Origin of the sequence: Frankia sp. BMG5.23 (assembly GCF_000685765.2) — a bacterium.
In the GTDB taxonomy this organism is placed as follows: Bacteria; Actinomycetota; Actinomycetes; order Frankiales; family Frankiaceae; genus Frankia; species Frankia casuarinae.
Map to the genome: position 1 here is coordinate 46,779 of NZ_JDWE01000017.1, position 21,777 is coordinate 68,555.

Annotated in this window: 14 protein-coding genes, 1 tRNA gene and 1 pseudogene; 6 read left to right on the forward strand and 10 right to left on the reverse strand. The window is 70.7% G+C overall.

All coding sequences use genetic code 11. From position 1 onward, the window contains the following. Nucleotides 1–113: 113 nt before the first annotated feature. The 3 genes from BMG523DRAFT_RS10320 to BMG523DRAFT_RS10330 all read right to left on the reverse strand — a co-directional run bounded on the left by BMG523DRAFT_RS10320 (nt 114) and on the right by BMG523DRAFT_RS10330 (nt 3,914). Nucleotides 114–1,796, reverse strand: coding sequence for a HAMP domain-containing sensor histidine kinase (locus BMG523DRAFT_RS10320; RefSeq protein ID WP_023840452.1), 1,683 nt, complete (start codon nt 1,794–1,796; stop codon nt 114–116). Continuing rightward, complete coding sequence (locus tag BMG523DRAFT_RS10325; RefSeq protein WP_023840451.1) at nt 1,793–2,512, reverse strand: response regulator transcription factor; 720 nt, start codon at nt 2,510–2,512, stop codon at nt 1,793–1,795. Before BMG523DRAFT_RS10325 ends, BMG523DRAFT_RS10320 begins: the two co-directional genes overlap by 4 nt. A 136-nt stretch (nt 2,513–2,648) precedes the next feature. Continuing rightward, nucleotides 2,649–3,914, reverse strand: coding sequence for a mechanosensitive ion channel family protein (locus tag BMG523DRAFT_RS10330; protein ID WP_082456646.1), 1,266 nt, complete (start codon nt 3,912–3,914; stop codon nt 2,649–2,651). Between the two features lie 481 nt (nt 3,915–4,395). Here BMG523DRAFT_RS10330 and BMG523DRAFT_RS10335 point away from each other — a divergent pair, with 481 nt between their 5' ends. Continuing rightward, a complete protein-coding gene (locus tag BMG523DRAFT_RS10335; RefSeq protein ID WP_011435599.1) occupies nt 4,396–4,911 on the forward strand; it encodes an HNH endonuclease in 516 nt (171 codons plus the stop codon). 129 nt (nt 4,912–5,040) lie between these two features. Beyond that, nucleotides 5,041–6,573, forward strand: a complete 1,533-nt coding sequence (locus BMG523DRAFT_RS10340; protein WP_023840449.1) for an SDR family oxidoreductase — start codon at nt 5,041–5,043, stop codon at nt 6,571–6,573. 62 nt (nt 6,574–6,635) lie between these two features. On the opposite strand, the gene BMG523DRAFT_RS10345 is transcribed toward BMG523DRAFT_RS10340, so the two are convergent. Next, nucleotides 6,636–8,777: a SpoIIE family protein phosphatase gene (locus BMG523DRAFT_RS10345; RefSeq protein WP_011435597.1), complete on the reverse strand. Its 2,142-nt coding sequence runs from the start codon at nt 8,775–8,777 to the stop codon at nt 6,636–6,638. Nucleotides 8,778–9,174: 397 nt separating this feature from the next. Between BMG523DRAFT_RS10345 and BMG523DRAFT_RS10350 the strand changes: the two genes are divergently transcribed. Both BMG523DRAFT_RS10350 and BMG523DRAFT_RS10355 read left to right on the forward strand, forming a co-directional pair. Then, nucleotides 9,175–11,079, forward strand: coding sequence for a glycoside hydrolase family 13 protein (locus tag BMG523DRAFT_RS10350; RefSeq protein ID WP_011435596.1), 1,905 nt, complete (start codon nt 9,175–9,177; stop codon nt 11,077–11,079). A 33-nt stretch (nt 11,080–11,112) separates the two neighbouring features. Beyond that, nucleotides 11,113–11,535: a globin gene (locus BMG523DRAFT_RS10355; RefSeq protein WP_011435595.1), complete on the forward strand. Its 423-nt coding sequence runs from the start codon at nt 11,113–11,115 to the stop codon at nt 11,533–11,535. 41 nt (nt 11,536–11,576) lie between these two features. On the opposite strand, the gene ettA is transcribed toward BMG523DRAFT_RS10355, so the two are convergent. Further along, nucleotides 11,577–13,259, reverse strand: coding sequence for an energy-dependent translational throttle protein EttA (gene ettA, locus BMG523DRAFT_RS10360; protein WP_043591012.1), 1,683 nt, complete (start codon nt 13,257–13,259; stop codon nt 11,577–11,579). 258 nt (nt 13,260–13,517) lie between these two features. Here ettA and BMG523DRAFT_RS10365 point away from each other — a divergent pair, with 258 nt between their 5' ends. Then, nucleotides 13,518–14,957, forward strand: a complete 1,440-nt coding sequence (locus BMG523DRAFT_RS10365) for a DUF1254 domain-containing protein (protein WP_011435593.1) — start codon at nt 13,518–13,520, stop codon at nt 14,955–14,957. Here the strand turns inward: BMG523DRAFT_RS10365 and BMG523DRAFT_RS10370 are convergent. Both BMG523DRAFT_RS10370 and BMG523DRAFT_RS22960 read right to left on the reverse strand, forming a co-directional pair. Next, complete coding sequence (locus BMG523DRAFT_RS10370) at nt 14,935–17,430, reverse strand: glycosyltransferase family 39 protein (RefSeq protein WP_035958528.1); 2,496 nt, start codon at nt 17,428–17,430, stop codon at nt 14,935–14,937. The genes BMG523DRAFT_RS10365 and BMG523DRAFT_RS10370 overlap by 23 nt on opposite strands. An 11-nt stretch (nt 17,431–17,441) precedes the next feature. After that, nucleotides 17,442–18,119: a single-stranded DNA-binding protein gene (locus BMG523DRAFT_RS22960; protein WP_011435591.1), complete on the reverse strand. Its 678-nt coding sequence runs from the start codon at nt 18,117–18,119 to the stop codon at nt 17,442–17,444. A 352-nt stretch (nt 18,120–18,471) separates the two neighbouring features. Between BMG523DRAFT_RS22960 and BMG523DRAFT_RS10380 the strand changes: the two genes are divergently transcribed. Then, nucleotides 18,472–18,544: transfer RNA gene (locus tag BMG523DRAFT_RS10380), tRNA-Arg, on the forward strand. Nucleotides 18,545–18,657: 113 nt separating this feature from the next. Here BMG523DRAFT_RS10380 and BMG523DRAFT_RS10385 read toward each other — a convergent pair. The 3 genes and pseudogenes from BMG523DRAFT_RS10385 to BMG523DRAFT_RS10395 form a co-directional block, all read right to left on the reverse strand. Then, complete coding sequence (locus BMG523DRAFT_RS10385) at nt 18,658–19,920, reverse strand: site-specific integrase (RefSeq protein WP_043591014.1); 1,263 nt, start codon at nt 19,918–19,920, stop codon at nt 18,658–18,660. A gap of 248 nt (nt 19,921–20,168) precedes the next feature. Further along, a complete protein-coding gene (locus BMG523DRAFT_RS10390; protein WP_011435589.1) occupies nt 20,169–20,468 on the reverse strand; it encodes a hypothetical protein in 300 nt (99 codons plus the stop codon). 14 nt (nt 20,469–20,482) lie between these two features. Continuing rightward, a pseudogene (locus tag BMG523DRAFT_RS10395) lies at nt 20,483–21,769 on the reverse strand (FtsK/SpoIIIE domain-containing protein); the annotation flags it as partial. Nucleotides 21,770–21,777 lie beyond the last annotated feature (8 nt).

The following is a 21,777-nucleotide window of genomic DNA, read 5'->3' on the forward strand; positions in this document are numbered from 1 at the left end:
CCCAGCGGGCTGCGGTCCCGCCGGGGCGGTGGGACCGGCGGGGGACGCGGGGGACGCGGGGGACGCGGAGGACGCAGACGCGGATGCGGTGGGCACGGCGGGGCAGTCGGAAGTCACGGCCTGGGATTCTCGCCCGCGCGGTCCGGAGGCGAAGCAGCGCCGTCCGGCGGGTTCGGCGCCGGACCCGGTGTGGTGGCCGGGCCCAGCGGACCGGGGTCGTCAACGACCGGCAGCCGCATCCGCAGCAACGCCCCGCCACTCGGGGAACTCTCCGCGGTGACGGTACCCCGGTGGGTGTGCACGGCATCCGCGACGATCGCGAGGCCGAGCCCGGATCCGGGCAGGCCCCGCGCGGAGGTGGCCCGGTAGAAGCGGTCGAACACCTGCACGCGGTCCTCCGGCGCGATGCCCGGTCCGTCATCCGCGACGGTTACCTCGCCGTCCCGGGAGCCGACCCGGACGACGGAGGCGGGCGGCGAGAACTTCACGGCGTTGTCGAGCAGGTTGGTGATCGCCCGTTCGAGCATGTTCGCCCGCCCGTCGACCGTCGAGGGAGTCGCGTCGAGCTCGATGCTGATGCTCTTGCCGGTGGCGCGGCGCCGGGCCCGTTCGGCCGCGGCTCGCACGATCTCCGCGAGATCGAGCCGTTCCACCTCCTCGGTGGGCGCCTCGTCCCGGGCGAGCTCAACCAGTTCGCTGACGAGGCCGGACAGTTCGCGCATCTGCGCGTCCACGTCGCGTAGCAGTGCCTCATGGTCGGCCGCGGGCAGCGCGCGATGCGGGTTCGCCTCGGCGCGCAGCAACAGTTCGATGTTCGTACGCAGGCTCGTCAACGGGGTGCGCAGCTCGTGGCTGGCATCGTCGACGAGCTGGCGCTGGCGGGCCCGAGATGCCTCCAGCGCGCGCAGCATGCTGTTGAGGCTCTCCGCCAGCCGGGTGATCTCGTCGGATCCGGTCACCGGGATGAGCGCCGACAAATTCTGGGTACGAGCGACCTCCTCGGCGGCCGCGGCCGCGGCGTCAACGGGTTTGAGCGCGGCACGTGCCACGATCTGTCCGGCGAGCACCGAGCCGACCACCCCGACGATCCCGACGACAAGCAGCACCAGCGCGAGGTCGCGCAGGGTCCGGTCGACGTCGGTGGTCGGCCGGGCGAGCTGCAATGCACCGCCGGACGCGGGACGTTGCAGCGGAACCGTGACAAGCCGGTAGGACTGCCCGTCAACGGCGATCGTGCGCAGGTTCTGGGCCCGCTCCCGCCGGGCCACCTCGGCGTCGGCGGAGTCGACCGGGATCCGCACGCTGTTCCAGGACGAGACGGCGTTCTCCAGCGGATTGCCGGCGGCGTCGAGGAACTGGCCCTCCAGCCCGAAGCTGAACGCCTGCAGTTCCAGCCCCAGCGGGCTGGTCTGGATGGTGCGCGCCGACGCCTCAGCCTGCTCTACGAGCTGGTCGTCGATGGCCTGGTTCAGCACGATGCTGGTCGCCCCCAGCGACACCCCGGCGACGACCGTCACGGCGGCAGCCACCGCCATCCCGACGAGCAGGGCGAGCCGGGCCCGCAACGTCAGCTGACCGAGCGGGGAGGAAAACCGGATCCTGGGGTGACGTCCCGGGTGGACCCGCCGCGCGAACCCGTCCAACCGGCCGGCGCGCCCGTTCACCGCCGCATGCCCCGCTACCGGCTGCCCCACCGCCGGACGACCCGCTACCGGCTGCCCCACCGCCGCATGCCCCGCTGCCGGCTGCGGCCACCACGGCGAGGGCGCGGCCCCCTGGTCGGGGGCACTGCTCACGCCCGGTCCCCCGACGGCTCACGCAGCACGTAGCCAACTCCGCGCACGGTGTGCAACAGCCTGGGCTCGCCGTTCGCCTCGAGCTTGCGGCGCAGGTAGCTCACGAAGACCTCCAGCGAGTTCGACGTCGGGCCGAAGTCATACCCCCAAACCCGCTCCATGATCATGGAGCGGGAGAGCACCTGACGCGGATGAGCGAGAAACAACTCCAGCAGCTCGAACTCGGTCTTGGTCAGAATCAGCTCCCGATCACCGCGGGTCACCTGGCGGCTGACCTGATCCAGACAGACCCCGCCGTAGCGAAGCGTCGAGTCGGGGATCCCTCTGGACCCGGCCGCCCGCACCCGCGCGGCCAACGCCGCCCGGCGGATCAGTGCCCGCAACCGGGCGAACAGCTCCTCCAGGGCGAACGGTTTGACCAGGTAGTCGTCGGCACCGACGTCCAAGCCGCTGACCCGGTCGGCCAAGCCGTCCCGAGCGGTCAGCATGAGCACCGGGACGTCGTCGCCCTGGGCCCGCAGCCGACGGCAGGTCTCCAGCCCGTCCACCCGGGGCATCATCACGTCCAGCACGACGATGTCCGGCCGCTCGCGGCCGATGACATCGAGCGCGTCCGCCCCGTCCACCGCCGTGGCCACCTCGTACCCCTCGAACCGCAGTGAGCGTTCCAGGGACTCCCGGACAGCCGCGTCGTCGTCCACCACCAGTACCCGCACGCCCCCAGTCTGCCTTCACCCGACGCGGTGATGGTGCTGCGCGGGGCCGGTCTCAGGAAGACGTACCGCGATCCTCAGGACGGTTTCAGCCACCGCAAGCCCGGACAGACCGACCGGCACGCCCAGGCCGACCAGATCAACCCCTCAGGTGCGACGGGCCGGGGGCGGGCGGGTCGATCCGTGCCCGCGGCAGATCCGTCCCCTGAGCGTCCGCGTCACCCCCGCCGACCCCGGCATCCGGATCCGCGTCGTCCTCCTCACGGCTCCCGGCGGTCTCCTCGTCGTCGTCGACCATGGTCACCTCACTGCGTTGCACGGAACCGAGCTCGATGCCAGCCGCGCCAAGCGAGGTCCGGACCCGCTCACGCAGCTCACGCGCGACCTCCCACTGCTTGAGCGGCTGGGTCTTGATGGCGACACGCAGGGTGTAACCGTCCGAGGTCATGGTCTCCATGCCCCAGACCTCGGGCTCGGCGAGGATGAGGCTGCTCCACTTCGCGTCCGCCCAGAGCTCGTTCGCCGTCCGGGCCAGCACCCGTTTGGCGGTGGCGACCTCGGTGTCGTAGTCGAGCGGAACGTCGAGCACGGTCCGTGCCCATTGCTGGCTCTTGTTACCGACCCTGGTGATCTCGCCGTTCCGGACGTACCAGACGGTGCCCTCGACGTCGCGCAGTCTGGTCGTCCGGAGACTGACCGCCTCCACGGCGCCGGAGACCGGACCGAGATCGATCACGTCTCCCACCCCGTACTGGTCCTCCAGCAGCATGAACATCCCCGACAGGAAGTCCCGGACGAGGTTCTGCGCACCGAAACCGACCGCGACTCCCAGCACACCGGCGCTGGCGACGATGGGGGCGAGATTGATGCCCAGCTCACCCAGGATGCTGAGGAATGCCAGGCCGAAGATGAAGATGGACGTCACGCTGCGCAGCAGCGAACCGACCGTCGCCGCACGCTGACGGCGCCTTTCCATCAGCACTGCCGGGTCGCCGAACGCGCCCAGCAGAGAGCCGGCCCGGGAACTCCGGAACAACCCGCCCCAACTGCCGGAACCAGTCCGTTCGGTGGCGTGTCCGATGTCGGTGGTGCGCCGGATGAAGCGGTGCAGCAGCGCCCGCACCACGAACGCGATCACTAAAATGAGCGCGATGCGGATCGGGGTACCGAGGAACACCTCAGCCCCGGAGGCGAGATAGTTACTGTGGGTCGTGTTGTAGACGGTGCGACACAGCAGCCCCGGATCGGTCCCGCAGGCGTCCCGCAGCGCGGTCGCGACGCCCTCCAGGGACACCAGCGGGTCGGAGGTCACCGACGGGCTCGGCGAGGGCAGCGGGGTGGGCGTCGTCAGCCCGGACGTCGGGCCCGGCGATCCGGTGGGTGACGGCGAGGCGGACAGCAGCATTCCCAGCGACGGGATGAGAGGCTGAGCCAGCAGGGACGGGGCGGGCGTCACGGCGTCGATCGTCCTTCCGGTAGATTGCGATCATTCGGAGTTCCCCGAGCCGGCCGAGGTCACCGGCCCTCCCGCGCTCGCGGCGGCCGGGGCGGCGGCCGCAGGTCAGTCTCACCCATGCCGGTGGCCCGGCGGTGGGGGCCCCGATCCGGTCGACGGACGGCCACGCTCCGGCCCAACCACTCTCCAACCCAACCCGGCCAGGTCTCCCACTACACTCAAAAAAGCACTTTCCGTATTGATATGGTCACAGAATGGTCGCCCACATGTGACAAAGGCCACGAGATATGTGCAGCGCCACGGCACGAAAGGCGATGACCATGCAAACAGGCTCGCGTTCTGCCGCGGAAGAAGGTTGACTATCCATTGTCACCGGAGACGCTGGGCAGAACGGCCCGCAAAGGGCCCTCGGTGGGCAGGAGGTCGGCGCGTGGCAGAGGCGCTGGTTCTCAATGCCACGTACGAGCCTCTGTGCGTGGTGTCGCAAAGGCGCGCGCTGGTGCTGGTCCTGACCGACAAGGCCGTCATGGTCGAATCGGCCGGGCAGGTTCTTCGGTCCGCGACGGCATCCATCGATGTCCCGATCGTGGTCCGGTTAGCGCGTTTCGTCCGGGTGCCGTACCGCTCGCAGGTCCCGCTAACCCGTAAGGGTGTGCTGGCCCGCGACCATCATCGCTGCGTGTACTGCAATGCTCCGGCAACATCACTGGATCATGTCATTCCACGCTCCCGTGGGGGCCCGCATGCGTGGGAGAACGTCGTGGCGGCCTGTGGCCGCTGCAACCATCTGAAAGCCGACCGGGCCGTCGCTGATCTCGGCTGGCGGCTCCGCACGGCGCCACGGGCGCCGAGCGGAGCCGCTTGGCGCATTCTGGGCTCCCGTCGGATGGATCCACGCTGGTCGGCCTACCTGAGTACCGACGTGACCGAGGCCGCCTCGGCCTGACGGCGCCCGCCCGGGGCGTCCCTGCCCGCCCGGGGCGTTCCCCGCCTGTTCGAGGCGTTCCCCGGCACGGCGACGGCGGATCGGCCGGGTGCCAGGGTACGGCGGGGCCTACCGGGGCAGGTAACCAGCGTGCGCATCCTCGTCACCGGGGCGACCGGGTACATCGGCGGCCGGCTGGCTCCCCGCCTGCTCGACCGTGGCCACCACGTCCGGGTCATGACCCGGGATCCCGTCCGGCTGCGGGACATCCCGTGGGCCGTCCGGGCGGAGGTCGTCCGCGCCGACGCCCGGGATCCGGAGTCGTTGCGGTCCGCACTCGACGGGATCGAGGTCGCCTACTACCTCATCCACTCGATCGACAGTGGTGGTGACTTCTCCGCGGTCGACCGGCGGGCGGCGAACGCCTTCGCCGCCGCGGCCCGGGCGGCCGATGTCCGCAGGATCGTCTACCTCGGCGGGCTGGGCCCGGCGACGACGGGTGGCACGTCCGCCCATCTGAGCTCCCGCCAGGAGGTCGGGAGGATCCTGCTCGGCTCGGGGGTTCCGACGATCGTGCTGCGTGCGGCGGTCGTCATCGGCAGCGGCAGCGCCTCGTTCGAGATGCTGCGCTACCTGACGGAGCGCCTGCCGGTGATGCTGACGCCGCGCTGGGTGCGGACCAGGATCCAGCCAATCGCCGTCCGGGACGTGCTGCACTATCTGATCGGCGCTCTGGACGTCCCCGACGAGGTCGAGGGCACCTTCGACGTGGGCGGCCCGGACATCCTGACCTATGCGGAGATGATGCAGCGCTTCGCCGCCATCGAGGGGCTGCGGCGCCGGATCATCGTCCCGGTTCCGATCCTGTCCCCCGAACTGTCCTCGCTGTGGGTCGGGCTCGTCACCCCGGTGCCGGGCGGCATCGCGAGGCCGCTCATCCGTTCCTTGCGCAACGAGGTGGTGGTCCACGACCACCAGGTCGCCCGCTGGATCCCCGATCCTGCCGAGGGACTGCTGCCCTTCGACGCCGCGGTGGCCCTCGCGCTGGCCCGGGTGCGGGCGCGTTCGGTGAAGACCCGATGGTCGACGGCGGTGTGGCCGGGTTCGGGAGGCGCATCGGACGACGGGGACGGCGCCGGTGCCACGCACCCCCCGAACGAGCCCCTGCCGACCGACCCGCAGTGGGCCGGGGGATCCCTCTACGTCGACGAGCGCAGCATGGCCGTGGCGGCGCCGCCGGCCTGTCTGTGGCACGTCATCGAGGGCATCGGGGGCGACAACGGCTGGTACTCGTGGCCCCTGGCCTGGTCCGCCCGCGGCTGGCTGGACACCGCCCTCGGTGGCGTCGGTCTGCGCCGGGGTCGGCGTGATCCGCAGCGGGTGCACGTCGGGGAGGCGCTGGACTTCTGGCGGGTCGAGGAGATCGAACCGGGCCACCTGCTCCGGCTGCGTGCCGAGATGAAGCTGCCTGGCGAGGCATGGCTGGAACTACGCTCGATGGTGGACTCCGAGGGCACCACGACCTACTCGCAGCGCGCGAGTTTCCTGCCCCGCGGACTTCCCGGGCAGCTCTACTGGTGGTCGGTCAGCCCGTTCCACGCGGCCGTCTTCGGTGGAATGCTGCGCAACATCGTGCGCAAGGCCGAGGACGAATGGGCCGCCCGCGCCGTCGCCACCGCCTGATCACGCGGCCTTGGCCCGGCTCGTCAGGTGGCCCGGCCCGTCAGGTGGCCCGGCCCCGGATGCTATCCCCAGCACCGGCCCTGGATCGGCGGGTCGAGAGGAGGCTTCCGGGACGGGCCCGCCGAGGGAGACGGATCGGGTCCAACGATCGGTCTCGTCGGGCCGGCAGCACCCGGCTCCTGGTCGGGTATCTCGATGTCGAACCAGACACGCTTGCCCCCGGGGGTCATCTCCACGCCCCAGGCCAGCGCCAGCGCCTCGACCAGCAGCAGGCCCCACCCCGACTCGGGCTCGGGTTTGTTCTCCGCGGCCGCGCCGGGCCGGGGCAGACGCGCGCCTTCCCGGTCCTCGACACTGATCCGCAGCCGACCGGGTTCCATCGACGCCCGCAGTACCAGATCACTGCGGGCGTGCAGCACCGCGTTCGTCACCACCTCGCTGACCAGCAGCGTCGCGTCCTCGACGGAGGTGATCCCGCATTCGGCGAGGACCGAACGCATCGCTGTCCGGGCCTCGCCTGCCGACGCGGCCACCGCGGGCAACGCGAGTTCGAGCAATGGCGGGTTCACGGCCTGCGTGGTGAGCACCACCATGGCGGTGTCGTCGTCGGTCCGGGCCGGGAGATCGGCGGCGATCAGGCACCGTTCGAGCAGCGTGCGGGCGGTCTCCTCGACGGGGCCCTCGCCGGGGCCGTTGACGGTGTCCGGACCGAACCAGCTACGCGCCGCGAAGTTCACCCTGCGCGCCCGGCGCCGCCGGTCCGCCCAGGAGCGGCGTTCCGGCACCCCGGGGGGTGGGCCGAGCGACGGGCCGGGGGCCCGCCGATCCGTCCCCGCCTTCCCGGTCCGTTCCGCCTTCTCGGTCCGTTCCGCCTTCTCGGTCCGTTCCGCGCTCATGCCCTCGCCCTCGCCTCCGGCCGCCACGTCGGCACCCGCTGCGACTTCGACCGCCTCGAGGCCTACCGCGGCAGCCCGGGCCCGCTGTGTGGTAAGACCGCGTCGAAGATTGTCCAGGCCGTCCACGAGCGGTCGGCGTCGCGACTCCACCAGGCCGTCGGTGAACATCACCAACGCCGATCCGGGTGGAAGCGCGACGGTCGTCTCGCTGAACATCGCCCCCTCGCAGACTCCCAGCGGGAGCCCGGGGTCGAGCACCAGATAGTCGGGGTCCTCGTCGGGAAGGATCACCAACGGCGCGAGATGGCCGGCACTCGCGATCGTCGCCCGGCCGGTGTTCCGGTCATAGACGGCGTACATACAGGTCGCGAGCTGGAGACCGGGCAGCAGGCCGACGACCCGGTCGAGCCGAGTCAGCACCTCGACGGGGCTCCAATCCTCCAGGGCGTAGGCGCGCAGCGCCGCCCGCAGCTGGCCCATCACCGCCGCGGCATGCAGGCCGCGGCCCATCACGTCACCGATGGCCACCCCGACCCGTCCCCCGGCGAGCGGTATGACATCGTAGAGATCGCCTCCCACCTCCGTGCCTGCCGTCCCCGGCCGGTACTCCATCGCGATCTCGACCCCGTCGAGTGCGGGGGGATGCGCCGGCAGGAGCGACCGTTGCAGGGTCAGCGCGGACTCCTGTGCCTCGCGGAAGCGTTGTGCGTTCTCCAGCGCGACGGCCCCCCGCCGGGCGAAGTCCTCCAGCAGGTTCACCTCCGCTCCGGAGTAGAAGCCGGTGCTGCGCCCGACGGTGATCGCGCCGAGGATCCGGCCGTGCGCCGGCAACGGGACGGTGACGGTTGGACCGCTCTGGATCCGGCGGAACTGCTGGTAGGCGAGCTCGTACGGGAACAGCGGCACCGGGCGCAGCTCGTCGAAGTCCGGCAGACAGTACGTCTGGCCCTCACGCATGACGACGCCCGGCGGGAATTCGTCCGCGAGCTGGGGCGGCCGCGTGGCGACAATCGCCCGCATAATCTTGCCGACTTTCGGGTCGTGGAAGACCGAGGCACCGAGCCTGACCTGGTCACCCTCGCGCAGCCACACCAGGGCGCCCGTGCCGAGGCGGGGCACGGCGAGTCCGGCGATCAGATCGACGACCCGATCGGGGTCGAGGGAGGTGCCGAGGACGAGACCGGCATCGGCCAGGAAGGACGGATCGGAGCCGCCCGATCCGTCGTCATGGTCCCCCCGAGCACCGTGACACAGCGCGCGGACGGCCTCCCGCGCGGCCCGCAGACCTGCGGACGCCGACCGCCGCACCTGATCGGACCTCCGCGACTCACTGACGAACCCTGATATACCGGGCGCTTGGGGCGAACTCCCGGTGGATGGTTCCGACGTCACGGGCACACCATCACATCCCCGACCGAATCCGATTCCCGGTACCGCTCCGTAACAGCCAGTCACCCGGTCCATCTGCGGAAGTCTAGTTCGGATATCGGATATCACGCATCGGGGGAACGTCGACCCGAGCCGCAACCAGCACCCCATCGCCCTACCTTCGCCCCCACCGACCGAGTTTGATGCTGGACAGGCATCGCCCGACCGAGGAACACGCGCTCCGCCGCGCCGTCCCGACGCGGCGGAGCGGTCCCTGGATAGGCGCACAACAGGGAGCATCTGTCCTAAAAGGACCAGAAAAGCCAGAAGGAGCCAGATGAGGACACATCATTCTGTTGAGGGCCACTCCACAAAGGCACCCTCATCTACCAAGAGAGATAAAATATCTTATTTCTGCCCTCGATCTAGTGTCCAGCGCGGCCACCGAAGCGACGCGGGCGAGGGCAATGAGAACACCGAGGGGAACGAGGGCGCCGAGGCCAGCAAGGACAACAGCGCGGGAGCCGGCGACGCCGGGGAACTGGATCGCCCGAATGGCGCCGACGGCCGGGGGCGGTCGCCCGGCCAGGACGGGACGTGGTGGCGCCGGGCCGTCCTGTACGAGGTGTACCTTCGCAGTTTCGCCGATTCCGATGGCGACGGGATCGGCGATCTGGAGGGGCTACGGCGGCATCTGCCCGTGCTGGCGGAACTCGGCGTCGACGCGATCTGGATCACGCCCTTCTACTCGTCCCCCATGGCCGATCACGGGTACGACGTCGCCGACCATCGCGGCGTGGATCCGCTCTTCGGTGACCTCGCGGACCTCGACGCCGTGCTCGCCGACGCCGCCGAGACCGGGCTCGCCGTGCTGATCGATCTCGTGCCGAACCACTCGAGCTCGGCGCATCCGGCGTTCCAGGCGGCGCTCGCGTCCGCGCCGGGCAGTCCCGAGCGGGGGCTCTACATCTTCCGCGACGGCCGAGGCCCCGGCGGCGAGCAGCCTCCGAACAACTGGGAATCGGTGTTCGGTGGATCGGCCTGGACGCGGGTGGCGGACGGCCAGTGGTACCTGCACCTGTTCGACGCCGAGCAGCCCGACTGGAACTGGGATCATCCCGCCGTCCGCGCGGACCATGCCGCGACGCTGCGGTTCTGGCTCGATCGAGGGGTCGACGGGTTCCGGATCGACGTGACCCACGGGCTGGTGAAGGACACCGAGCTACGGGACAACCCGCCCGGCGCCCGGTTGGCTCCGGACAGCGGGTTCCGCGAGGAGCACGAGCCCCGGGTCTGGGACCAGGACGGGGTGCACGAGATCTACCGCGAGTGGCGCGCGATCACCGACGAGTACACCGCCCGCGACGGGCGTCCCAGGGTCCTGATCGGGGAGACCTGGGTGCGCGACCCGGCCCGGCTCGCCCGCTACGTGCGACCGGACGAGCTGCACCTGACGTTCTCGTTCTCCCTGCTGAGCATCCCCTGGTCGGCGGCGGCCTGGCGGGCCGCCATCGACGCCGAACGCGCCGCGCTGACGGCGGTCGGCGCGCCGGGCACCTGGGTGCTCGCCAACCACGACGTGGTGCGGCCGGCGACCCGTTACGGCGGCGGTCCCACGGGGACCCGCCGCGCGCGCGCCGCTCTGCTCACGCTGCTCGCGCTGCCCGGCACCGCGGTGCTGTACCAGGGCGACGAGCTGGCGCTGCCGCAGGCCGAGGTGCCGCCTGCCGCCCGTCGCGACCCGATCTGGACGCGGTCCGGGGGGACGTCGCCGGGCCGGGACGGCGCCCGGATCCCCCTGCCGTGGTCGGGGGACGCGCCCCCCTACGGATTCACCTCGGCCGGCGCCGACCCGTGGTTGCCGCAACCCGCCGACTGGGCGGACCTCGCGGTCCTCGCGCAGGCGGCCGACCCGATGTCGACCTGGCTGCTTGTGCGCAGCGCGCTCGCCCTGCGCCGCGCCCTCCCCCACCTGCGTGGCGACGACCTGCGCTGGCGGAACGACTCCCCGGCCGGATGCCTGGCCTTCGACCGCCCCGCGCCGGCAGGCTCGTCGGTGCCCCCGACCCCGCCCACCTCGGTGGGGTCGGCCAGTATGACATGCGTGACGACGACCGAGGGGGAGGCGACGATTCCGCTGCCCGGACGGCTGGTGCTCGCCAGCGGACCGGTGGGGTACGACGGCGCGACCCTGACGCTGCCCCCCGACACGACGGCGTGGATCGCACCCCGCGACGGCTGAGAACACCCGTCGCCCGGATCGGACCGCACCGTCGTGCCGCAGAATGGACGGGTGAACCAGTCTCCTCCGCGCACTCTCCCGATCAGCTCCTTCTACGACGCCGCCGGCGGCGAACCGACGTTCCGGAAGCTGGTCGCCCGGTTCTACCAGGGTGTGGCGAACGATCCGGTACTGCGCCCGCTCTACCCGGAAGAGGATCTGACCGGCGCTGAGGAGCGCCTGCGCATGTTCCTCATCCAGTACTGGGGTGGCCCGACCGACTACCAGGAGCAGCGCGGGCATCCTCGGCTGCGGAGGCGGCACGCCCCGTTCGCGATCGGCCCGACGCAGCGGGACGCCTGGCTGAAGATCATGCGGGCCGCGGTCGACTCCCTGGACCTGCCGCCCGATCTCGACAGGCAGCTCTGGGACTATCTGTCGATGGCGGCGAATTCGCTGCAGAACCGACCCGACTGACCGCTCGGTGCCCGCGGGCACCGGCCGGCCCGGGTGCGCCCTCAGTCCCGGGTGAGCTTGCGGTGGGTGACGCGGTGCGGGCGGGCCGCCTCCTGCCCGAGACGGTCGATCTTGTTGGTCTCGTAGTCGGCGAAGTTCCCCTCGAACCAGAACCAGCGCGCCGGGTCCTCGTCGGTTCCTTCCCAGGCCAGGATGTGGGTGGCGACCCGGTCGAGGAACCAGCGGTCGTGGGAGATGACCACGGCGCAGCCGGCGAACTCCAGCAGCGCGTCCTCCAGGGAGCGCAGCGTCTCCACGTCGAGGTCGTTGGTGGGCTCGTCGAGAAGCAGGACGTTGCCGCCACGCTTGAGGGTGAGCGCGAGGTTCAGCCGGTTACGCTCCCCACCGGACAGCACACCGACGGGCTTCTGCTGGTCCGGCCCCTTGAACCCGAATGACGACACGTACGCCCGGCTCGGGAAGTCGACCTTGCCGACGACGATGTGGTCGAGGCCGTCGGAGACGACCTGCCAGACGTTCTTCTTCGGGTCCAGGCCCGAGCGGGTCTGGTCGACATAGGCGATGTCGACGGTGTCGCCGATGACGAGCTCTCCGGCGTCCGGCGCCTCCTGGCCGGTCAACATCTTGAACAGGGTCGTCTTACCGATGCCGTTGGGGCCGATCACGCCGATGATGCCGCCGCGCGGCAGGGTGAACGACAGGTTGTCGATGAGAAGCCGGTCATCGAAGCCCTTGGTGAGCCCCTTGGCCTCGATGACCTGGTTGCCGAGCCGGGGGCCGGGCGGGATCTGGATGTCCTCGAAGTCGCGCGGGCGCGCCCGGTCCGCCTCGGCGGCCAGCTCCTCGTAGCGGGCGAGACGCGACTTGCTCTTGGTCTGGCGGGCCTTCGGGTTGGACCGGACCCACTCGAGTTCCTGGGCGAGCACCCGGCGCCGCTTGGCGTCCTTCTGGCCTTCGACCTTCAGCCGGGCCGCCTTGTTCTCCAGGTAGGTGGTGTAGTTGCCCTCGTAGGGCAAGGCACGGCCCCGGTCGAGCTCGAGGATCCAGCCGGCGACGTTGTCCAGGAAGTACCGGTCGTGGGTGACGGCCAGCACGGCGCCCGCATAGCGGGCGAGGTGCTGCTCCAGCCAGGCGACGCTCTCGGCGTCGAGGTGGTTGGTCGGCTCGTCGAGCAGGAGTAGGTCGGGAGCCTCAAGCAGGAGCTTGCACAGCGCGACCCGGCGGCGCTCACCGCCGGAGAGCAGGGTGACGTCGGCATCGCCGGGCGGCAGCCGCAGCGCGTCCATGGCCTGGTCGAGCTGGCTGTCGAGCTCCCAGGCGTTCGCGGCCTCGATCTTGTCGATAAGCTCGGCCTGCTCGGCGAGGAGGGAGTCGAAGTCCGCGTCGGGCGCGGACATCTTCTCGTTGATCTCCTCGTAGCGGGCGAGCACCCGGCGGATCTCGCGCACGCTGTCCTCGACGTTGCCGCGGACGTCCTTGGTCTCGTCCAGCGGGGGTTCCTGGGCGAGCATGCCGACCGTGTAGCCGGGGCTCAGGGTCGCCTCGCCGTTACTCGGCTGATCGAGGCCGGCCATGATCTTGAGCAGGGACGACTTCCCCGCGCCGTTCGGGCCGACTACCCCGATCTTGGCTCCGGGGAGGAACGACAGGGTCACATCATCGAGGATGACCTTGTCGCCATGGGCCTTGCGCGCTTTGCGCATCTGGAAGACGTACTGCGCCATGCCATCAACCCTAGGGCATCGCGCCCGCGTTCCTCACAGCGGTGATCGGTGGCCCGTCGGCCGACGTCGGGGACCGGCGGATCATCGGATGCCGTCCGGCCCCCGGACGGCATCCGGTGGGTACCACACCACAAAGAAGGGCACGGACTGTGGAGGCGGCCACTGTGGGGGGCGACCACTGCGTGGGGGGCGACCACTGAAACGTGGGGGCGTGGAGGCGACCACTGAAACGGAGATGACGAGCACGGGGAGGACGGCATGCTCGCGAGTGACCATCGGCTCGGGCTGGCGGCCGAGGCGTTCATCTTCGGATATCCCCTGGTCAGCAACGTCCGGCTGAGCGTACGGACGGCGGCTGAGGGAATCGGGCCAATCCGGCCCGCCGGGTACAACGCCTTCGCTCACGAGACGGAACCGCCCGCGCCACTGTCCTGCTTCGTCAGCGTCGACAACGACGCCCTGTGCTCGGTGGCCGAGGTCGACCTCACGCCGGGTCCGCTGGTCCTGCGGATCCCCGACACGCCGGATCGTTACAGCGTTATGATCTTCATGGACGCCTGGCGGAACAACTTCGCCTACGTGGGACGGCGAACCACCGGCGGACGAGGTGGGCGCTATCTGCTCGTCCCGCCGGGCTGGACGGGCAGCGCGCCCGCGTCGCTGGCCCGCATCGAGGCACCGACCCGGCTGCTGACGCTGATCAACCGGTTCGGCTTCGACGGCCCGGCGGACATCGCGGCGGTGTCCCGGCTGCAGGAGGAACTGGACCTGAGCCCGCTGGATTCCGAGGCCCGCCGCGCGGAGGGACCGCCGGAACACTCGAAGAGGGTCTGTGACGACCTCCGGTTCTGGGAGGAGCTACGCATCTGGCTGCGCGCCTATCCTCCGTCGCGGGCCGAGGCCGAGTACGCCCGCCACTTCACCTCACTCGGGATCCTCGACGATCCTTCGCCGTACGTCGACCCCAACCCGGGCCTCGCCTGGTCCCTGCGCACCGGGCTGCGCGCCGGCCGCGACAAGCTCGAACGGGTGGCGCACGCCGGCCGGGCGCTGACGAACGGCTGGGTGAGCACCCCGCATGCCCTCGACTTCAACCTGGACCGACTCGGACCGGGCACGATCGACGATCCGGCCTGGCGGATAAGCGATCGGGCACAGGCCCGTCTCGCCCGGGCGATGGCCGCCCGACTGCCGCGGGGTGCGACACACGGCTATGAGGAGATCCAGGCGAGCCGTGCCATCGACACGGACGGCCGCCAGCTGAGCGGGGCCCACCGGTACCTGCTGGAGCTGGTGCCGCCGCCGCAGGCCGCGTTCTGGTCGCTGACGATGTACGACGCGCCCGAGTACTACCTCGTCGAGAATCCCCTGCACCGGTATTCCCTGCGGAGCGGCGACCGCGATCTGCGCCGCGGTCCGGACGGCTCGGTGCGCATCCTGCTCCAGAGTGATCCCCCGGAGGACGGCGGGCCGCTTGACAACTGGCTGCCCGCGGCGGTCGGCGATTTCCGGCCCGTCCTACGGATCTACGAGCCGGGGGCCGACGTCCTCGACGGAACGTACGTGCTCCCTCCCATCCGCCGCATCGACCGATCACCGGGCCAGCCGATCATCAGGACGACCGTTCACCGGGGCGTCGGGGCGCCGGGGCAGGCAGGTCACCCGGGCGGGCAGGTCAGCCTCGACGATCATCGATGATGATGCGCAGCGGCGGCCGACGTCCCTCGCCGACCTCATCGACCTCCCCGAGGGATCCGAGCACGGTGACCGGCGGGCCGGCAGCCGGCCGGGAACCGTCCGGCCGGGAACCGTCCCGTGCGGCCAGCCGCACGGGCAACACCTGCTGATCGAGGAAATGTTCCCGTCCGGAAGGGCTCGTCGCGTAGTAGGCCACGGTGATGGAGGTGCCCCGACCGTCCCGCACGGTGCTTGCCGACGGACGGCCGAGGGATCCGGAATGCACCCGGGACCGACCGGAGTCGTTGCGGTCAGTCACGATTCCGGTGCTGTCCATGCCGCCAGCGATGTTGGCAATACTGGTGATACTGATGACATCGGTGGTATCGAGGCCGTCCGCGTCGACGGTGAGGATCATCGAGGTGGGGATCCGCGGATGGACCGGAATCGACAGGCGGCGGACACCCTCGGTGAGCACGACGCGGGCGGAACGGGCGCCCGCGGGCGCGGCATCCACTCTCAGGGTCACCGCCACCCGCCTGCCGCTCCTGACCGCCAGCCGTTCGACCCGCGCGGTGGAGGGCGAGGCGGGTGAGCGGTCGTAGGCCGATGCCAGGCGGAGCAGATAGGCCGGGCGGTCCGCGTGGTCAGCGGCCACGATGAGATCGTCGACCCCCCGCGACACGGCGAACAGCACAGGATCTTCGAGCTTCGGCCCGTTCGCGGTCACCGGAGTGGGATGCCCGAGAAACGGCGGGTTCGCCGCGACGAACACGAGCGGATCGCCCGGCAGCCGGTCCAGCATCGCGCTGAGGTCACGGTCGTGCCCGGTGAGCGTGAGGTTGGCGCGCACCGCCCCGACCAGGACGACGGCCGTGAGCGCCAGGATGGCGGCGCCGGTCCCCGCGACGGCGATGAGCCCGAGTCTTCGCCCGCGGGCGAAGACGGCTTCGCCGGCCCTGACCAGGCCCTCCGCGCCGAGGTGGACGAGCGGGATGAGCACCGGGACCAGGTAGAAAGGGCCGACGTAGCGGATGCCGCCCCACAACTCGGCCGCGTTCCACGCGCCCCAGAAGCCGACGTATCCGCCCAGGAAGAGCAGCCCACCCGCACCCAGGAGCGCGGCGGGTGCGGACAGCTGCCGCCGAGCCGCCACGACGATCGCGCAGCCGGCCAGCACCACTCCCCCGCAGGCCCAGCCGCCGAACAGCCACAGGTGGTCGCCGACCGACCGCAGCCCTTCGAGCAAGCCGAAGTCGTGCCTGCCGTCGCCGGGATACAGCTTGCGCACCCCGAAGCCGAGCTTGTCGTCGGGTTCAAGGAGCGTGAACGGCAGCCGCAACGGGTCACCGGTGGCAGCGGCGTTGCTGAGCAGGACAAGCGCCACGGGCGCGGCGAGCCCGCAAAGCAGCCACCGGCCCAGCCAGCAGCGCCCGCCCGTGGAGGTCAGGAGCAGCCAGATCGCGAGCGGAGCCAGGAGCAGGACGACGTCATACGGCCGCACCGCCGCCGCCACGCCGAGGGCGAGGCCCGCGACGACCACCGGTGCCGCCCGTCGGCGGCGCCGTCCCCGCAACACCCCCAGAACGGTCACCTGCAGCAGCACCAGGGTCGGCAAGTAGCTCAGCACCATCGCGCTCTGCAGGATCACCAGCGGGGAGAGGGCGAGCAGGGTCGCCGCCAACGCCGCGGTCCGCCGGCTACCGAAGAGCTCGACGCCCAGCAGGTAGGTGACGACGACCGCCGCCATGACGATCATTGCAAGCGCCGGATCGATGCTTCCCGTCAGCACGATGCCGATTGCGAAGATCGCGGGTACGAAGGGCGTGTACTTCAACACGTAGTGATCGCCGACAACGGTTCCCAGCCACGGCAGGTAGGACCGTGCCGGGTCCGGGGCGGGCGGGAACAGGCGGCCCTCGGCGAGGGTCCTGGCATGCAGGAGGTAGATGCCCTCGTCGTTGTTGACCGACAGGAACGGGAACACGGTGTGCCGGAGGACGACGGCGACCGCCGCGCTCAGAACGGCGAGCACCATCACGTACCGAGCGGGCCCCGAGATGCTCGCGAGACGAACGCGCAGCCGCTGGACGGGAGTCCGCCGACCGCGAGCGGCGTCGGAGGCCGGCGGCCCGGCCGGCGGTTGTTCTCCGTCCGGCCGGGACCGCGGCGTGTCGTTCCGGGGCTCGGCGTCACCCCCGAGCCCAGTGTTACCCCCGAGCCCAGTGTTACCCCTGGGCACGGCGTCACCCCTGGGCGCGGCGACGACCACCGATCCGGGTGTCCCGTGCGCAAGGCCGCTCTCCAAGCCGGGACTCACGACAACCTGCGCATCGATGACGTCGAAGGGCGCCTGCGGCTCTGTCCCGGGTTCGACGGAGACAGGCCCCGTCTGCCCCATCTCGTGCCGGCTGCTCATCCACGGCACGGTACCCAGCGCCCTCGGCCGCAGCGGACGCAGGTCGGTCCGACTCGCCCTCCAGGTCCCCACCATCGGCTGGACGGTCAGGACAGGTCATGGGAGGAGGGAAACGACTGCCAGGGGGAATCGCCGACCGTCACCGCGGACGGGCGCGGTTCGCCGGGCGCCGCACCCGCGCCCTGGAGCCGCCCGGAACCCTCCGGCGGTCCCTCGGCCATCGACGCCATGGCCGTCGCGGCGGATGCCGCTCCGGCCGCATCCGCATCCGCATCCGCACCGGCGACCGGGAAGCCGGCCAGAGCGCCGTGCTCGGATCCCACCAGAGCGGATCCCACCAGAGCGGACGGATCACTGGGAACATCCGTCGCGGCCGCCGCCACCACCGCGGAGCCCGGGCGACGGGCAAGTCGCTCCGAGCGAGCCGCATGCCAGGTGAGCTCGGTTCCGACCGCATCCGCGTCGATCTCGTAGGTAACCCGCCGTTCCCCTTCGCCCGTCTCGAACGACCGCTGCCGCAGCCTGCCGTAGACGAGCGCGCGATCACCCCGGACGAGGCTGGCAGCGACGTTGTCCGCGAGCTGGCGCCAGCAGGAGACCCGCAGGAACAGCGTGGTTCCGTCGACCCAGCGGCTCTCGGAACGATCGAACCGGCGGGGCGTCGATGCGAGGCGGAAGGTGCATATCGACGCACCGTTGGCCGTCATCCGATGATCCGGATCGTCGACCAGGTTGCCGACAAGCGTGATGGTCGTCTCGAGCATGGCGTGCTCCTCGGGTCAGGGACGGATCCGCCGGGCTGGCCGCGAACGGCCTCTCCCACAGTGAGCCGTCACGGCGACTTCGGAAACCCTCGGTTGGTCGCCTGTGGATAACGAGGGTTCGCCCACAGGCCACGCATCCACGGACCCACGCGCACCGGCACGCCGACGCTCGGACCCCACGCCGGTCCGCGACGCATCCCGTCTGCCCACCTGCCACGGACGCCTCAGCGTCGTACCTCGGCCTTCCCAGGAGCTTGACCTTCCCAGGAGACGGCGCGTCCCCGCGTGTTCGATGCCTGGTCGAACCTTGCTACCCTGTTGTAGCTCCCCGGTGGGCCCATCCCCTGCAAGCGCGCCCGTAGCTCAGTGGATAGAGCGAGTGCCTTCTAAGCACCAGGTCGCAGGTTCGATCCCTGCCGGGCGCACTCGGGGATCAGGCTCGCATGCTGCGCCTTTTCGATCCCCTCGTCAGGCCTGCCGGGGGGCCGAGCCCCCCGACACCCCCACGTGCAGCAACCGGTGTAGCAACGAGTCAGGGTCAGGGCCCGGTCAGGTGGCCGTCGAGCCGGCCCAGAGCCCGCCGCTTCTCCCCCATCGAGGCGTGCGCGTAGATCGTCATCGTCACCTCGATCGCCGAGTGGCCCGCGATGTCACGGACGATGTGCGGCGGCACGCCGAGGTCCAGGAGCAGCGTCACGCAGGTGTGCCGCAGCCCGTGGAACACGACCCCGTCGAGCCCGGCCGCCTGACGCAGCGGCATCCAGAAGCGGCGCAGGTTGTCCGGTTCGATCGCCGTTCCGATCTTCGTGGTGAAGACGTGGTCCGTCGTCACCCAGCGGTCGCCGGCCGCGTCCCGTTCCGCCTGCTGGAGCTTGCGATGCTCGGTGAGTGCGTCGGCCACCAGGCCCAGGAGCGACAGCGTGCGCTCCGAGTCCTCCGTCTTCGGCGGCAGCAGCCGCAGCTCCCCGCCGACCCGCTGGAGCGTGTGCCGAATCGTCAGCGTCTCCCGGTCGGTGTCGATGTCCGACCACTGGAGCCCGAGCAGCTCCCCGCGGCGCATCCCGAGGAACAGCGCCAGGACCAGCAGCGCATACAGCCGATTGCCGGCAGCTTCATCGAGAAGCCGGTGTGCCTGCTCGACGGTCAGACCCCGGTCGACGTTGTAACGAGGGGTCGAGACCTGGACGAGCTTCGCCACGTTCCGTCGGATCAGTTCCTCGCGCACCGCCGCCTGGAGCGCGTTGCGGAGCACGGCATGCACGACCTGAACCTGACGCTTCGATGGACGGCGGTTGCAGCACTGGCCGACCGCGCAGCAGCGCCGTTCCTGTTCCGGCCGCGCCTTGTCCCTGCCCATTTCGCAGCACCGGCAGGTGGTTTCCGTCCGCCGGATGAACTGCCGGACGTCCGCACCGCTCAGCCTGTTCAGCCGCTTCTTCCCGAGCCCCGGGATGAGGTACAGCCGAACCGCCTTCTCATAGGTGACATAGGTGTTCGGCTGACGGTTCGGCTTCACCGTCTGCGCGAGCCAGACCGTCAGGAAGCGTTCGACGGTCCATCCGGTGGCGTCCGCCGGAATGCCCTGATCCGAGTTGGCCTGAAGCTCCGTGAGCTTGCCGCGGACGATCTCTTCCGACTTGCCGTAGACCGGCCGCCGCTTGGTCGTCCCGTCAGGCATCAGGACGTAGGCCGCGCCGACCCACAGGCCGTCTCCGCGCTGGTAGATGGAGCCCTGGCCGTTGGCGCGCTTCCTGCGCTCCTTGCGCCGGCCGTTCGACGAGCCGGGGGTGGTACTGGGCATGGGTGACTTCTCCTTGCCGGAAGAACGGGACAGGTTCACGCCGGCCGCGGGCGACGTTGCCCGGTTCCGGTGGCGTTCCGTTCTCTGGCGTTGGAATGGTCTGCCGGGGCGCCGGCCGCGTCCAGGGCGCCTACGGCGTCGCTACGCGATCGGCCTTCGGCCGACCCTGGACCCGTCCGACACCCTGACAGCTTGAAACGCCACCAGAGAACGGAAGAAAAATGTGGTTAGAGCAGGCAGGACTGCCGTTACGGACGGCTGATGTTCGCCGCCGCCGGATCCGTCGATGGATTTCCGTTCGCCGGGACCATTGCCGGAAGTCCAGGCACCTGGCGGAACACGAGCACCGCGTTCACGTCGCCGTAGTGCTCGGTGAAGAAGGCATCCGCGGGAAGGTTCGCGAGGATCGCCGCCAGGTCGCCGACGTCCGCGCCGGGCCGGATCGTCAGCTCGTGGTCACCGGTGTTGGTCTTGTGGGTCGCGACGAGCGGGGAGTCTCCGCCGGGGGTGCGCCACGCGCCGAAGTTGCCAGACGAGAAGATGTTCACAGGACTTCTCTCCTTTCCCGGAGCGGCAACACCTCCTTACGCGGGTCCTGCACCGCCGCCACCACCACAACCCCGGGCGCCCGACCCTGGGAAAGCAGCAGCGGCAACGCCGCCCCGATCCGCTTCTTCACCTCCCGGTCGGTCACATACGCCGTCAGGGAAGCGATCTCATCGACCACCACGACGATCAGCGGCTCACCGACCGTCGGGACGTGCAGCCGGGTGGTTCCCGCGAGCCGGAAGGTCCGGTCCCGCATGACGCTCACCGCGTCGTCGAGGAGATCCGCGATCGCGTCGGTGTCGGTCGCGAACCGGGCGAACAGCGGCTCCCCGAACGCCAGTTCCATCCCGCCCTTCGGGTCGCACACCCACAGCTCCACCAGCCCCGCCCGCACCGCCGGACCGAGACCGCGGACGAGCGACCACAGCACCGAGCCCTTACCCGCCCCGGTCGCCCCCGCGACGAGCACGTGAGTTCCCCGGACCGGCAACGTCCAGGGACGGCCGTCCTCGCACCGTCCGACGGGCACCGCCGACAGCCCGGCGAGCAGCCGCGACGCACGCCCGCCACGGCGGACGAGAGCGGAGGGAACAGCTCCGGAAGGGTCAGAGCCGGCAGGGTCAGAGCCGGCATCGTCGGCGGAGTCGTCCGGATCGGTGGTGTCGTCCAGGTCCGGCGGAGTGACCGGCCGGGTCAGCGGATCCCGATGGTGGAAGGAGACCCGGACGAACCGAAACGTCTCCGCCCGCACCTGGCAGCGCCGAGCCCGGAACACGTGCCGCAAGGCTTCGGCCTGCTCCGCCCACTCCGCAGGGGTCTGCCCCGGCAGCAGCTCCACCCGCAGCACGTCCACCGACCGCGACGAACGGATCTTCCGAATCCGCGGGAAGTACTCGTCGAACGTCACCTGATCACCGGTCGACGTCGGCATGCGGATCGCCAGGTCGGTGTGCACCATCGCCGGCTTCCAGCTCCACCGGTAGACGAACGTCAGCCGCGCCCGTCCCCACACCCACCAGGCCACTGGCCCGAAGGACCGCGGATGCACCCGCCACCACGCGACCGCCACCAGGACCAAGGCCGCGACGAGCACGGCCAGGCCGACGAGCCCCACCCGGTTCACCACCAGAAGCAGGCCGACCACGAACGCCACGGCGACGCGGTGACGCCAGCAGCCCCGCAGCGCCAGCCACAGCAGCTTGCCGGCCACCGCCACCAGCAGCATCCACACCGGCACGCGCACCTTGTCGACCCGCGAGGGAACCCGCGGGAATCGCTGGTCACCGTTGATTCTGGACATGGCAATAC

Bases quoted from the DNA above. Each gene is read 5' to 3' on its own strand.
- BMG523DRAFT_RS10330 (WP_082456646.1), bottom strand. From the start codon at position 3,914: ATGCTGCTGTCCGCCTCGCCGTCACCCACCGGATCGCCGGGCCCGACG.
- BMG523DRAFT_RS10350 (WP_011435596.1), top strand. From the start codon at position 9,175: ATGAGGACACATCATTCTGTTGAGGGCCACTCCACAAAGGCACCCTCA.
- ettA (WP_043591012.1), bottom strand. From the start codon at position 13,259: ATGGCGCAGTACGTCTTCCAGATGCGCAAAGCGCGCAAGGCCCATGGC.
- BMG523DRAFT_RS10365 (WP_011435593.1), top strand. From the start codon at position 13,518: ATGCTCGCGAGTGACCATCGGCTCGGGCTGGCGGCCGAGGCGTTCATC.
- BMG523DRAFT_RS10370 (WP_035958528.1), bottom strand. From the start codon at position 17,430: ATGGTGGGGACCTGGAGGGCGAGTCGGACCGACCTGCGTCCGCTGCGG.
- BMG523DRAFT_RS22960 (WP_011435591.1), bottom strand. From the start codon at position 18,119: ATGCTCGAGACGACCATCACGCTTGTCGGCAACCTGGTCGACGATCCG.
- BMG523DRAFT_RS10385 (WP_043591014.1), bottom strand. From the start codon at position 19,920: ATGCCCAGTACCACCCCCGGCTCGTCGAACGGCCGGCGCAAGGAGCGC.